The 12,644-nt window shown below is 40.1% G+C and carries 12 protein-coding genes; 3 read left to right on the top strand and 9 right to left on the bottom strand.

The window, feature by feature from the left end; translation table 11 throughout:
• The first annotated feature begins 312 nt into the window (after positions 1-312).
• Positions 313-456 carry a hypothetical protein gene (locus tag CYJ36_RS23960; RefSeq protein WP_219621052.1) on the top strand — a complete coding sequence of 48 codons (144 nt, stop codon included), beginning with the start codon at positions 313-315 and terminating at the stop codon, positions 454-456.
• 371 nt (positions 457-827) lie between these two features.
• Here CYJ36_RS23960 and opuFB read toward each other — a convergent pair whose 3' ends face one another.
• Together opuFB and CYJ36_RS02045 are read right to left on the bottom strand one after the other, a co-directional pair.
• The gene (gene opuFB / locus CYJ36_RS02050; RefSeq protein ID WP_101564306.1) at positions 828-2,345 is read right to left on the bottom strand and encodes an osmoprotectant update ABC transporter permease/substrate-binding subunit OpuFB; all 1,518 of its coding nucleotides are present in this window, start codon (positions 2,343-2,345) and stop codon (positions 828-830) included.
• A gap of 3 nt (positions 2,346-2,348) precedes the next feature.
• Complete coding sequence (locus CYJ36_RS02045; protein ID WP_101565603.1) at positions 2,349-3,296, bottom strand: ABC transporter ATP-binding protein; 948 nt, start codon at positions 3,294-3,296, stop codon at positions 2,349-2,351.
• 155 nt (positions 3,297-3,451) lie between these two features.
• On the opposite strand from CYJ36_RS02045, the gene CYJ36_RS02040 reads away from it, so the two are divergent.
• Positions 3,452-4,096, top strand: a complete 645-nt coding sequence (locus CYJ36_RS02040; protein WP_101564305.1) for an alpha/beta hydrolase family protein — start codon at positions 3,452-3,454, stop codon at positions 4,094-4,096.
• Between the two features lie 144 nt (positions 4,097-4,240).
• Here the strand turns inward: CYJ36_RS02040 and CYJ36_RS02035 are convergent, their stop codons facing one another.
• The 3 genes from CYJ36_RS02035 to CYJ36_RS02025 all read right to left on the bottom strand — a co-directional run bounded on the left by CYJ36_RS02035 (position 4,241) and on the right by CYJ36_RS02025 (position 7,355).
• Positions 4,241-5,263 (bottom strand): M42 family metallopeptidase, encoded by a 1,023-nt coding sequence (locus CYJ36_RS02035; RefSeq protein WP_101565601.1) that lies wholly within the window; start codon positions 5,261-5,263, stop codon positions 4,241-4,243.
• 194 nt (positions 5,264-5,457) lie between these two features.
• The gene (locus CYJ36_RS02030) at positions 5,458-6,375 is read right to left on the bottom strand and encodes a LacI family DNA-binding transcriptional regulator (protein WP_180850011.1); all 918 of its coding nucleotides are present in this window, start codon (positions 6,373-6,375) and stop codon (positions 5,458-5,460) included.
• A gap of 116 nt (positions 6,376-6,491) precedes the next feature.
• Entirely contained in the window at positions 6,492-7,355 is an 864-nt protein-coding gene (locus CYJ36_RS02025; RefSeq protein WP_101564303.1) for a dimethylarginine dimethylaminohydrolase family protein, read from the bottom strand.
• Positions 7,356-7,531: 176 nt separating this feature from the next.
• Between CYJ36_RS02025 and CYJ36_RS02020 the strand changes: the two genes are divergently transcribed.
• Positions 7,532-8,764 (top strand): ATP-binding protein, encoded by a 1,233-nt coding sequence (locus tag CYJ36_RS02020; RefSeq protein ID WP_101564302.1) that lies wholly within the window; start codon positions 7,532-7,534, stop codon positions 8,762-8,764.
• 43 nt (positions 8,765-8,807) lie between these two features.
• On the opposite strand, the gene CYJ36_RS02015 is transcribed toward CYJ36_RS02020, so the two are convergent.
• From CYJ36_RS02015 to CYJ36_RS02000, 4 genes are read right to left on the bottom strand one after another with little or no spacing between them, the layout of a single operon-like run.
• A complete protein-coding gene (locus CYJ36_RS02015; RefSeq protein WP_101564301.1) occupies positions 8,808-9,587 on the bottom strand; it encodes a serine hydrolase in 780 nt (259 codons plus the stop codon).
• Positions 9,584-10,588 (bottom strand): ABC transporter ATP-binding protein, encoded by a 1,005-nt coding sequence (locus CYJ36_RS02010; protein ID WP_180850009.1) that lies wholly within the window; start codon positions 10,586-10,588, stop codon positions 9,584-9,586. The genes CYJ36_RS02015 and CYJ36_RS02010 overlap by 4 nt, the downstream gene beginning before the upstream one ends.
• Before the next feature lie 2 nt (positions 10,589-10,590).
• Positions 10,591-11,511, bottom strand: coding sequence for a C40 family peptidase (locus CYJ36_RS02005; RefSeq protein ID WP_101564291.1), 921 nt, complete (start codon positions 11,509-11,511; stop codon positions 10,591-10,593).
• A complete protein-coding gene (locus CYJ36_RS02000; RefSeq protein ID WP_101564288.1) occupies positions 11,508-12,611 on the bottom strand; it encodes a dipeptide epimerase in 1,104 nt (367 codons plus the stop codon). The genes CYJ36_RS02005 and CYJ36_RS02000 overlap by 4 nt, the downstream gene beginning before the upstream one ends.
• Positions 12,612-12,644 lie beyond the last annotated feature (33 nt).

The following is a 12,644-nucleotide window of genomic DNA, read 5'->3' as shown; positions in this document are numbered from 1 at the left end:
ACAGATTCCAGTGATCTGTCCTTTATTTAAAACTTCGTACTATTAGGGGTACAGAAAAATTTTGTATTTATTCCCCGAAAACTACATCAATAGGCAAAAATATCTTGATATAAAACTCTCACGAAATCTACGCCTCGGGTTAGAAAATAAGGTGTTTAGATTATGATGTGTCCTTACAGGAGGCTAAATTCATCAATTAATCATCGAGTTTTTGCTGCTTTTTCGCATGCACCCTGTGGTTGGGGTAATTTGACTTTTTATCATATAGATTTCTGAAATGAAGGAGGATGAATTTAATGCCATTTTTTGGATTTGAACGAAGAGAACGATTTTTTCGTGACGACTTTAGAAGAAGAAGGTTTTTCCCTTTCGAAAGAGAATTTTTCCCTTTCGAAAGAAGAAGACGTTTTGAGTTCGAAAGAAGAAGACGCAGATTCTATTAAGCAAATGATTTAAACAGTGTTTCCATGAGCAAACGGGTAAGAACAGCTGCCATCAAAGGCAGCTGTTCTTATTAAGCTAAGAAGCTGGTTGAAGAAGGTTATTTTAGGACCTAAATGGGTCCTTTTTGTTTTGAGTAAATATAAACAATAATATTTAGCAGAGCTTTTATTAACAAACCCTTCTTCAACTAAACTGCCCGATTGCTGAATAACTGTTATTTCCATTTTTATCACAAATACACCGTTAAAAAGCAAGATAAAACACACCAATTATGCTGATAATTGGTGTGTTAAACTATGTGTTATTTATTATGCTGTTTTAATGTTTTGCACCTCTGAACCGAACCCGTTAAATCCAAAATGGACCTCTCTTTTGATCATTTCCTACTTCAATAAACCTTCTTTTTGCAAATACTCTTTCGCCACTTCTGCAGGTGACCTTCCTTCTACATTTACCTGATAGTTCATATTGCGCATTTCATCATCTGTTATTTTTCCTGCCAGTTTATTTAAGGCATCTTCAAGTTCAGGATGCTCTTCAAGTGTCTCTTTTTTCAATAATGGTGCACCTTGATATGGAGGGAATAAGTTTTTATCATCCTCTAAAACCGTCAAGTTATATTGCTGAAGCTCACTGTCAGTCGAATAGGCATCAATGATATTGATCTCACCTGATTGAATTGCTTCATATCTAAGCTTTGGCTCCATTGTTTTTAAATTAGGAAATTTTGTTTCATATAGTTTTTGTATGCCGAGGTAACCATCTTCACGATCTGAAAATTCAAGGGTAAACCCTGCTTTCATATTGCCTGCAACTTGTTTTAAATCTGACATTTTTTCAAGTCCATATTGATCAGCTGCTTCTTTCGGTACAGCTAAAGTGTACGTGTTGTTAAATTGCATTGGCTCCAGATAAGCCATGTCGAAGTCTTCCATCATTCCTTTTTTCGCCTGTTCATAAACCTCTTTCCTGTCTGTGCTTGCAGCCTCTTCTTTTAGGAACGTTGTGATTGCAGTACCTGTAAACTCAGGATAAATATCAATATCCCCTGACTCTAACGCATTGAAAACGAAGGACGTTTTTCCAAGCCCCGGTTTTACTTCCACTTCTAAATCTGTGTCCTGTTCTATTAATAGCTTATACATATTGATTAAAATCTCAGGTTCGGATCCTAGTTTTCCGGCAATCACGATGTCTTTTTTCCCTGTGCCAAATGCCATAGGCACAGCAACGATCAGGACAGCTATTAAACCGGCAATTCCAATTGCTTTCATTGATCGTCTAGCAGATGTTTTTTCAACTAAGCGAAGCAGACCGTCGAATAGGATCGCAAGTAACGCTGCTGGTATAGCGCCAAGCAAAATCAGCATATTATCATTTCGGTCAATTCCGAGCAGAATAAGTTTACCTAATCCGCCTGCACCTATTAATGCAGCGAGCGTCGTTGTTCCCACAATCAGCACCATCGCAGTCCTGATACCTGCCATTATGACGGGCAAAGCAAGCGGCAGTTCTACTTTAAAAAGACGCTTCGAATTGTTCATTCCCATAGCTCTTGCCGCTTCAACCAGGGAAGGGTCAACTTCTTTAATTCCTGTATATGTATTTCGCAAAATCGGGAGGAGTGCATAAATCACTAAAGCGATAATGGCCGGTACGACTCCAATTCCTACAAGCGGGATCAGCAATCCAAGCAAAGCAAGTGAAGGAATCGTCTGCATCACAGCTGATATTCCAATGATGCCTTCTGCATATCTGGCTTTTCTCGTCAAATAGATTCCAAGAGGTATGGATATGGCCACCGCAAGCAAAAGAGCAATAAATGATATTTGGATATGCTCAAACAAGGCAGATGCAAGCTCCCCTTGTCTCTCTTTAAAAACATCAATAAATGCATTCATAGATTAACCTCTTTCTTCCGTTCGTCCTGATAGAAACTGTACGGCAGACTCTCTAGTTATGGTGCCGATTATTTGGCCGTTCTTTTCAACAGGAATGCTATCTTCTTCACCAAGACGGGCTAAAGCCTGTTTGATATCTGCAGAATAGGACAGCGGCACTTTCATTGGATCTGTTTCCTGAGGAGGACGAACAAACCCTTCAATCGAACCCTCCAAAATAGTTGACTGAGCACGATTACCGATAAACTCCCTCACAAATTCGTTAGCAGGATTAGCTGCAAGTGCTGAAGGTGTATCGATTTGAACCGCTTCACCATCTTTCATCACACAGATGCGATCCCCGAGAGCAAGCGCCTCTTGCATATCATGTGTGACAAAAACAATTGTTTTATGGATTCTTTTCTGTAAATCAAGCATGTCACCCTGAAGCTTTTCACGGCTGATTGGATCAAGGGCACTGAACGGTTCATCCATCAAAATGATATCCGGATCAGCTGCGAGCGCGCGAATCACTCCAATTCTCTGCTGCTGTCCTCCTGATAATTCACTCGGTTTTCGCTTTCGATATGTATCGGGTTCTAAACCAACCATTTCAAGCAATTCATCTACCCGTTTGCGGATTTTATCCGGCTTCCACTTTCTAAGCTCAGGAACAATCGCGATGTTTTCCTCAATCGTCATATGCGGGAAAAGGGCAATTTGCTGAAGCACATACCCGATATTCCATCTGAGCTCATGAATTTCATAGTCATGGACATTCTTTCCATTTATTAAGACAGATCCATGTGTTGCATCAATCAAACGATTAATCATTTTCATTGTTGTCGTTTTTCCGCAGCCGCTTGGGCCGATAAAAACAAAAAATTCCCCTTTTTCTATCGTTAAATCTAAGGAATTTACGGCTTTTGTACCATCCTGATACTCCTTAGACACATTCTCAAAGCGGATCATCTGCTCACCTTTTTCTCTTTTATTGTCAGGCTGAATATACATACCTTTTCCATCTAATACCCGAATCTAATATAAGATATTCATCTTTTTTTAAAAATCTTCTAAACACAAGTGGAATTAACTGTATAATACTAGAAAAGGGAGCGTGAAAGCCAATGATAAAGTCTAAAACAGACTCAATAACTGGATTCAATCAAGCAGAAGTTCCATTTACTCTGCTGGGAACCACGCAGCAGACCCATAATCTGGCCATTATGTTTCCTGGTCTCGGCTACACAACACAAGGGCCGCTTTTTCATTATACGACAGGCTTATTCCTCGAAAAGAATTTTGATGTTCTGCACATTAATTATCAATACAACTCAAAAAACTATGAAAAATTCAGCAATGAAGAGATGGATAAGGCATTAAAAAGCGATGTACGAAAAGTGATTGATGCTGTTTTAAGCAAACACGAATATGACGCTTTTTATTTAATAGGAAAATCGCTCGGGACAATTGCATTGAGTTCTGAACTTGGCAGGACTTCTTTTACAGATGCAAAAACGGTATGGTTAACACCGCTGCTGAACCGAGAGGATGTTTTCAGTACTATTTACCGTTCCAGACAAAAAGCACTTTGTATCATTGGTGACAAGGATCCTTATTTTGCAGAAGAAAACTTTCAGAAGCTCCAAGGAAATCCAAATGTGGAATGTGTGCTTATTCCAGGAGTTAACCACGGACTTCAAATCGAAGAAGATTCAGTAGGTTCAATTGATGTGCTGAAAAATGTGATAACTGAAATTGCTCAATTTTAAAAGTGTCTATTCAAGCTCTTTGAAGCACTAATAACGCCCCTTTGCTGAAAAAAGTGTTTCAATCAAGCTCTTTGAAGCACTAATATGCATTAAAAAGGCAGCAAAAATGATGCTTGCTGCTCTTTTTGATGTTTTTTTAATTTTTCACAGTACCATCTCAGACTTCACATAATGATAAAGCAGCTTCGCCGTGTTCTCAAGCGAATCTTTATGAGTTCGTTCAAATGCATGGGAGGAGTCGATTCCAGGTCCAATCAATCCATGAACGATATCATGACCGGAGCGGATTGCTGCAGAGGCATCGGATCCATAGTATGGATAGATATCGAGTTTATGCCCAATCTTATTTTCTATTGCCAGGGCGGTTAACCTTTTGCGCAGCTCATAATGATAAGGACCGCTTCCATCCTTCACACAAATGGAAACAGTGTACTCATCAGTTGACTGACCGTCACCCATTGCTCCCATATCCACAGCTAAATATTCAACAGTTTCAGGTGTAATATTTGAATTTCCGCCGTAGCCGATTTCTTCGTTATTTGAAATTAAAAAATGTGTTGTATAAGGAAGCGTGATGTTTTCTTCCTTGATTTGCTTCATCAGCTGAAGCAAAAGGGCAACACTGGCCTTATCATCTAAATGGCGAGATTTGATGAAACCATTTGACGTGATTTCCACTCGGGGATCGAAGGAAACGAAGTCGCCTACTTCTATGCCAAGTTCCCGCACATCATCTGCATTTTTTACAACTTCATCAAGCCGGATCTCCATGTTTGCCTGATTTCGTTCCGCTTTACCCGCATCTTTGTAAACGTGAACAGAAGTCTGATGCATTAAAATGGTTCCTGTAAAGGTTTTGCCTGATAACGATTCAATTTTGCAATATTCACCTTCAATAGAGTTGTAATTAAATCCGCCAATCAGATCAATGGTTAAACGTCCGCTTGCTTTAATTTCTTTTACTATCGCCCCAAGCGTATCAACGTGCGCTGTCAGCATGCGATGATGATGATTGTCAGTGCCGGGTATCGTTGCAAGTAAGCCGCCTTTGCGATTGCGCTTTGTTTCGATTTGACATTCAGCTAAATATTTTTCAACATATGTAATCACTTCATTTGTATTCCCAGATGGGCTCGGAATCGATACAAGCTCTTTGATCAGCTCCATAGTTTCTTTCAAGATGGACTCCCCTTTGTTTGTTTATTTTTTATTATATCAGTTTTTCTTGTTCCCTATTGCAATGTAAGATCAAACGAAAGAACCGATTCTCCACCAAGAAAAATCGGTTCATCACCTTTTTTTATAAGAAATCACCTGTAACTTCTTTACCTGTCGGCTTTAGTTTTAAAAAAAAGCAGAACTTAATCTGCTTGAGTATATGTATATTTCTCTAAATGAAGCCCGCGATTATCTTTCATAAGATCTGACAAAACAATAAATGCAATGCATGCTTTTGTATCTTTAAATTGAACTCTTTTGGTTCCCTCTGGCAGGATTTCAGGAGAGTTCGACGTGCAAATGACAACATCATCCTTCAGATCACGACGCTTTGAAACAGCAGCAGCTAAAAATTCATTTATTATGATCGCTGATTTATCTTTATTACTTGCTAAAAAATCAGGAAGACCATCTTCATTCTCCATCACGTATACGTTATGCCGTTCAAGTCCTGATTCTTTGATGATTCTATCGGAAAGACCCGTGTTATGAAATTTCTCCATGATTAAAAAAGCAGGCTTCCCTTCAAGCTTCTTTTTTGCAGCTGAAAAAGCCCCTTGATAATCATACAATACTTTATAAAACAGAGGATCATCAATAACGCTATCTGCTAGAACGAGCGGAACCCCAGATGGTACTGTTTTTGAAATGCTGTAAAATAAATCTTCACGAACATCAATCAAAATCACGCCATCAAGCTTGCGTTCAGCAATAATCTCAAGGTTTGGCTTTTCGACATCAATGCTTGATAACACAACATGGTATCCCTTTTTTGTCAGGAGCTGCTCAAGCTGAAAAATAAACTCAGCATGATACGAACGCCTCCATACTCCTTCATGCACGGATCGGTTTAAGAGAATTCCTATTAATCCCGTTTTTTGTTTGACTAAAGATCTCGCAGCCAAATTTGGAACATAATTCAGTTTCTTTGCAATCTCAAGCACCCGTTCCTTCGTTTCTGCTGGAATCGATTGATTTTCAGCCTTGTTTAAAACGTAGCTAACGGTAGCAACTGACACATTCGCTTCAGCCGCAATATCTTTCATCGTTGCTTTTTTCATTCTTTTCACCATTTTCACTTAATCGTTTAAGTTAACTATACAGATTGTCAGATTAGAAGTCCAGTTCCAAATTCCGAAAATAAAACACACACATTAAAGTGTGTCTTCTAAAGTATTTATATCGTCCGTAAAATTGGCAGCGTGCAGCAACGAAACGACCCGCCGGACTTAATAATTTCAGTAATATCAACTTCTAATACCTCATACCCTCTTCTTCTCATCTGACTGTTTACATCTTGATTAATTGGGAGGCTGATAATTTTTCGATTTCCAATGGATAGGACGTTCGTGCCCATTGTAAATTGTTCAGCTTCCGTTACTTCTATTAAATGATATTTCTCGCTCAATATTTTTAATTCCTGTTCCTCAAAGGCTTCAGGAAAAATGAGAGCCTCCGTTTCCGAAAGGACATTAAATACGCAATCCAGGTGCAAGTATTTTTCATTGATTGGCATCGGGATGATATTGAAAGACGGCAAGAGTGTCTGCAGCTGTTCTATCGCATGCCTGCATGTTCTGTCACTTACGCCGACAAAAATGGTATTCCTGTCGATGATGACATCTCCGCCTTCTATGCGGTGCCCTTTTAGAGAGTGCATCGGGTATCCTTGAACTACCAGCCACTCTCGTAATACCTCTTCCTCACCCTGTCTTATGTCCTGCCCCATTTCAGATACGAAAACAGTTTGCCCTAATGTAAAGCCAATGTCACGTGTAAACACTTGTTCAGGATAGGTTTCAAATGGCTGCAGCATCATAACTTCTGCCCCATTCTCTTCCATTGTACGTACAAAATTCTGATGCTGAACAACAGCAAGATCCACATCAATGTTTTCATCAGCAAAATATCTTTGCGTTTCATTTATTACTTCACTGATTCTCATAAAATCAGGCTGACATACTAGCACTCTTGTTAAATTGTCATATTCGCTGAAACAGCCTAAAATTTGAACTGGCTTTCTAATTACGGTCACAATCATTCCCCCAAAAGTATGCTTTTATGAGATTATTCCCTAAATAACATGAAAGATAAACTAAATTGTCATATAATCTTCCGCCTAATTTCAGAATTCCGCTGTTAGGAATTGTCAAAGATCAATAATTGTTATATAGTTTTATAGATTAAACTATATTTATCTCACATGAGGTATGAAAAATGGAAAATAAGAATGAACTTGAACGGCTTAAAAAAGAAAACCAGCTTTTAAAAGAGCTAGTAGCAAAATTGCCTGTTTCTTTTACATATGTTAATCCCGAACTGGAACTTGCAGTCTGTAAAGAAAAAGAACAACATCCTCCATCCATTCTGCCATTAACAGACAGCCTAAAGACGGCTCATCCAAATCAGCGCCTCTATTTAACATCGGCTAACGATTCATTTCATCATACTGAAGCCTTTTTATCAGATATTTTTGATCTTGTCGCCCATCATATCGTCTTTATTGACGATCAGGGGATCATTACGCTGTGTAATCTTCAGGCAGCAAAAGATCACGGCGTGAATCGGGATGAAATCATCGGCAAACATTTGAGAGAATTAGTTAAAATTCCTGATGAGCAGCTGCTGAACCTTGAAACACTCCGGACAGGCATTGAATTTTTTGATCGTGAAGTGCTTGATAAAAACTATGGAATTTTGAATACAAGAATTCTATGGCGAGAAGATGGTACCATCAACCGCGTAATTGGCACTTTCTACTTTTTAAATGCAATAAAAGAAGCAGAAAAACAAGCAATCGCCGGAAGAATCGCAGCAGGAATTGCTCATGAAATCCGAAATCCGTTAACTACTGTAAGAGGATTCCTGCAGGTTCTTACTAACACTTCAGATGATGAAACTTCCAATTTATTCAGAAATATACTAATCCCTGAAATCGATCGTGCGAACAAGATCATTACCGATTTCCTGAGCATTGCCAAACCGGCCGAAATTCGCTCTGAACTCTTTGGAGTAAACTCATTCCTAATAAACTATTTAGGCAGAATACTAGAAAGTGAGTCTCTCCTTTATTCCATAGACTTTCAAATCGAAACGGATCCAAATGCAGATGAAATTCAAATTCATGGCAACCAGGACGAACTGCTTCAAGTTTTTCTAAATCTCTTTCAAAATTCATTTCAGGCTAAAGGCTCTAGCCCGCTTAAAATAAAAATTGAATCCAAACGTTTAGAAAACACCATTCAAATAATATTTGCCGATAACGGAAAAGGAATGATCCCATCCATTTTGAATCATATTTTCGATCCGTTTTTCTCAACAAAGGATGAGGGTACAGGTCTTGGTTTATCTGTTTCGAGAAAAATTGTCGAGAATTATAAAGGCACAATCACTGCCAGCAGCGATGAAAAGGGAACTGTTTTTAAGTTGGAGTTTCCAATTCGAGAATAACATGCAGAAAAGAGGAAGCTCATAATTGGCGCTCCCTCTTTTTTTACCTGACAAGCTCCTCATAAATAAGCCTGCCAATCTCATTAATCGTACTTCTGCCATATCTCTTATCTACAATTTCATCCATTAACACGGCAGCATAGACTGTCCGCTCTTTGAATTGAATGATGGCACAGTCATGTTCAACTCCATGAAGCTCACCCGTTTTGCTGCCGATGACTATTTTTTCGGTATCCATTAAAAAAGAGAGCTTATCCGTAAATTGCTGTTTTTGCAAGATTGCAGCAATCTGTCCTCTGCTTTCATCCGATAAAAAACCGTTTTGTCCGATTGCTTTCAGGCATTTCAGCATATCAGAAGGAGTCGTCCAGTTATTTAGCCCTTTATCGATTGCTGCAAAATCCATCATTTGACGGTTCAGCTCTGTCCCTGAGAGATTCAGCTCATCCATAAAGTCTCTCACTTTAGACACTCCTATTTTATTGATTAACAGATTTGTCGCCATATTATCTGAAACAATGATCATCAGCGTAACCATATCTGCAATGGATAAAACTGCTGATTCAGAGAGAGCCTGCAGCACTCCGGCACCACTGGTCATTTTCATTTCAGCAATCGTTACGATCTCATCAAAGTCAAGAATGCCTTGCTCTTTCTGCCGAAATGCCGTCAGCAGAATCGGAAGTTTGATTAAACTTGCAGACGGAAAGACCTGAGTGCTATTCCACTCATATAAATCCCCATCAAGTTCAAGAGATAATCCAACCCTCCCCTGATAGCGATCAATCAGCTCCTGAAGCTTCAGCTTAAAGGTACCTGTCATTTCGTCGCTGCAATCTGCGAGAAATCCTGATCACCCATTATGCTTCGGTCATATAAATGACAGGCAACAAAATGGTTTTCCTCGACTTCCTGCCATGCCGGTTTCTTTACAGAACAAGCTTCCATAGCGTAGGCGCATCGTGTTCTGAACACACAGCCGCTTGGCGGATTCATCGGACTTGGAAGCTCCCCTTTTAAAATGATGCGTTCCCTTTTATCCTCTACATCCGGATCTGGAATGGGAATGGCTGTCAGCAATGCCTGTGTATAAGGATGAAGCGGCTTCTTATAAAGCTCACTGCTCACAGTAAGCTCAACAAGATGACCTAAATACATGACAGCGATGCGATCACTGATTTGCTTTACCATTGATAAATCATGTGCAATGAATAAATAAGTCAGTCCTTTTTCCTTTTGCAGCCGCTTCATCAGATTTACAACCTGCGCCTGAACGGAAACGTCAAGTGCGGATATCGGTTCATCTGCAATGATCAATTGGGGATCAAGGGAAAGCGCCCGGGCGATCCCGATCCGCTGTCTTTGTCCGCCGCTGAATTCGTGGGGATAGCGGTTGGCATGATCACGATTAAGGCCTACATCTTCGAGAAGCTGGTGCACACGTTCAGTCCGCCCTTTTTTATTTTTATATAAGCCGTGCACCTCCATCGGTTCAGAGATAATTTCAAGAACAGTAGAACGCGGATTTAATGAAGCGTATGGATCCTGGAAGATCATTTGCATTTGACGGTAAAAGGCAAATTTATCTTTTCCTTTTAAATCATGTACGTTTTTACCGTTAAAAATAACTTCACCCTCTGTTTGGCCGTACAAACCAAGGATCGTGCGGCCTGCTGTAGATTTCCCGCATCCGGATTCTCCTACAATTCCGAAGGTTTCTCCCTTTTTTACAGAGAATGAAACACCATCAACTGCTTTAAGTATTTCTCCTTTTCCGAGAAAAAAATGTTTCTTTAGATTCCTTACTTCAAGTAAATTCACCATACTTATCCCTCCGTCTCATGCCAATAGCGTCTAGCTGCACACAATTCCTTTTCGTAAACCGTTCCTGCCATTTCTAATATTTCGATCGACTTCCCTGTATTTGGTGAATGAAGCAGTTTCCCGTCTCCATGATAAATTCCAACGTGATGAAGCCTTCCTTTTCCTTCTTTGTATGCGAAAAACAATAAATCACCTGGCTGAATCGCATCCAATTCCACTTTCTTGCCTGATGCCGCCTGATCATGGGCATCTCTTGGAATCTCATATCCATTCGCTTTGCACATCGTGTAGCTGAAGCCGGAGCAATCAAATCCGAAGCTGCTCATCCCTCCCCAAAGATAAGGAAGGCCAATAAACGTTTCACCATCAGCAACGATATCCTTCCCGCTGCCTTTTGGCACATTTTCAATTGTGTCAAATACACGTGCATCTGCTGGTTTTACTTTTCCTTTTCCAAGTGGAGTCTTCACCTCAATCCACTCTGTATCCTTTTTGATAACAGAGAATTGTGTTTGAAAGGACAATTCAAATAGTGGAGTCTCCTCTGCTGAATAGAGCATCGCTTTCTTGCTTTGAATTACAGCAATGGGTCCCTGCCAGGATTCTTCAACTCTCTCAATCTGACAAAGCGGCATCCAGCCTGGATATCCGCGCTCATCTTTTGAGGATGACTGACTTGGGACAATGATTTCTGCCCAGCCCTCTATTTCACTTACAATCCAAACCTCTTCTCCAAACAGGGCCTGTGTTTGCACTCGGTTTTCATTGCACAGCTCAAGCTTTGTTTCATAGGTAAGGCCATCCAGCCAAGACTCAATCTCGACTGGATTCACAACTGCCTTTTCATCCAGCTTCCTGGCTGAATCCGCTGCAGTCCATACCGTTGCAACGGATACGGCAACTCTTCCTTTTTGAATCGTCATTTTGCCAAAGCCTCCCCATCATTCAAAAGGACATTCGCAATGCCTAATCCATTTCCTTCTGAAAATGACATTTTTCTGCCGTTATATCTTACTCCGCCTTCTACTATTTCATCTGCAAGCATGAGCGGGGCATCAAAATCAAACCTTGTAATGTTCTTTTTGCCTGCAGCAAAGTGAGCAGCTGCCGTAATCCCAATTCGTGTTTCAATCATACTGCCGACCATACATTCCACACCGCAAACCTCTGCCAGCTGATTAATAATGGAAGCTTGATAGATTCCGCCTGCTTTCATCAATTTTATATTGATCATATCTGCGCTTCTTGTTTTCAATACATCAAATGCCTGTTGCGGAGTAAACACACTTTCATCAGCCATGATCGGCGTATCAACAGAGTCTGTTACCTGTTTTAACCCTTCTATATCATGAGCTTTCACAGGCTGCTCGACTAATTCAATGTTCAAATTCAAGTCTTCCATTTTCCCAATAACAGAGACCGCTTCTTTCGGCTTCCATCCTTGATTCGCATCTAAACGAATTTTGATATCCGGACCTACACGGCTCCTGATTTCTCGAATTCGGTCAATATCCAATTTGCTGTCTCCCAATCCTACTTTCACCTTTAAAACATTAAATCCCTTTTCAATATATGAAACCGCATCTTCTCCCATTTCACTAACATCATTCACACTTACTGTAAAATCGGTTTCCATTTCTTTTTTGTATCCGCCTAAATACTGATATAACGGCAATCTGCTGTACTGTGCAAGACAATCATACAGCGCCATATCTACCGCTGCCTTCGCACTTGAATTGCCGACTAAAATTGATTGTATTCCCTGGAAAATAACTTCGAAATTCAATAGATTTTTGCCAATTAAAAATGGTTTTAACACATGCACAATGCCAGATTCAATGCTTGATAGACTTTCACCCGTAATCACTAAAGTCGGCGGAGCCTCTCCCCATCCTGTCATTCCGCCTTCGCATGTCACCTTCACAATCACGGATTCCGCTGTAACAACCGTCCGCAATGCCGTTTTAAAAGGCTTGATCAGCGGTACAGCTGCACGGAATGTTTCGACTTTCTCAATAATCATTGGTATCCATCCTTTTTAAGAAGGCTGTTTTGA

Source organism: Bacillus sp. UMB0893, from assembly GCF_002858905.1.
Taxonomy (GTDB): domain Bacteria; phylum Bacillota; class Bacilli; order Bacillales; family Bacillaceae; genus Bacillus_P.
This window is presented reverse-complemented; position numbering and strand designations above follow the sequence as displayed.

What these genes read in the sequence shown, in the direction of transcription:
- opuFB (WP_101564306.1), bottom strand. Translation starts at nt 2,345, where the DNA reads ATGAATGCATTTATTGATGTTTTTAAAGAGAGACAAGGGGAGCTTGCA.
- CYJ36_RS02045 (WP_101565603.1), bottom strand. Translation starts at nt 3,296, where the DNA reads ATGATCCGCTTTGAGAATGTGTCTAAGGAGTATCAGGATGGTACAAAA.
- CYJ36_RS02040 (WP_101564305.1), top strand. Translation starts at nt 3,452, where the DNA reads ATGATAAAGTCTAAAACAGACTCAATAACTGGATTCAATCAAGCAGAA.
- CYJ36_RS02035 (WP_101565601.1), bottom strand. Translation starts at nt 5,263, where the DNA reads ATGGAGCTGATCAAAGAGCTTGTATCGATTCCGAGCCCATCTGGGAAT.
- CYJ36_RS02030 (WP_180850011.1), bottom strand. Translation starts at nt 6,375, where the DNA reads ATGAAAAAAGCAACGATGAAAGATATTGCGGCTGAAGCGAATGTGTCA.
- CYJ36_RS02025 (WP_101564303.1), bottom strand. Translation starts at nt 7,355, where the DNA reads ATGATTGTGACCGTAATTAGAAAGCCAGTTCAAATTTTAGGCTGTTTC.
- CYJ36_RS02020 (WP_101564302.1), top strand. Translation starts at nt 7,532, where the DNA reads ATGGAAAATAAGAATGAACTTGAACGGCTTAAAAAAGAAAACCAGCTT.
- CYJ36_RS02015 (WP_101564301.1), bottom strand. Translation starts at nt 9,587, where the DNA reads ATGACAGGTACCTTTAAGCTGAAGCTTCAGGAGCTGATTGATCGCTAT.
- CYJ36_RS02010 (WP_180850009.1), bottom strand. Translation starts at nt 10,588, where the DNA reads ATGGTGAATTTACTTGAAGTAAGGAATCTAAAGAAACATTTTTTTCTC.
- CYJ36_RS02005 (WP_101564291.1), bottom strand. Translation starts at nt 11,511, where the DNA reads ATGACGATTCAAAAAGGAAGAGTTGCCGTATCCGTTGCAACGGTATGG.
- CYJ36_RS02000 (WP_101564288.1), bottom strand. Translation starts at nt 12,611, where the DNA reads ATGATTATTGAGAAAGTCGAAACATTCCGTGCAGCTGTACCGCTGATC.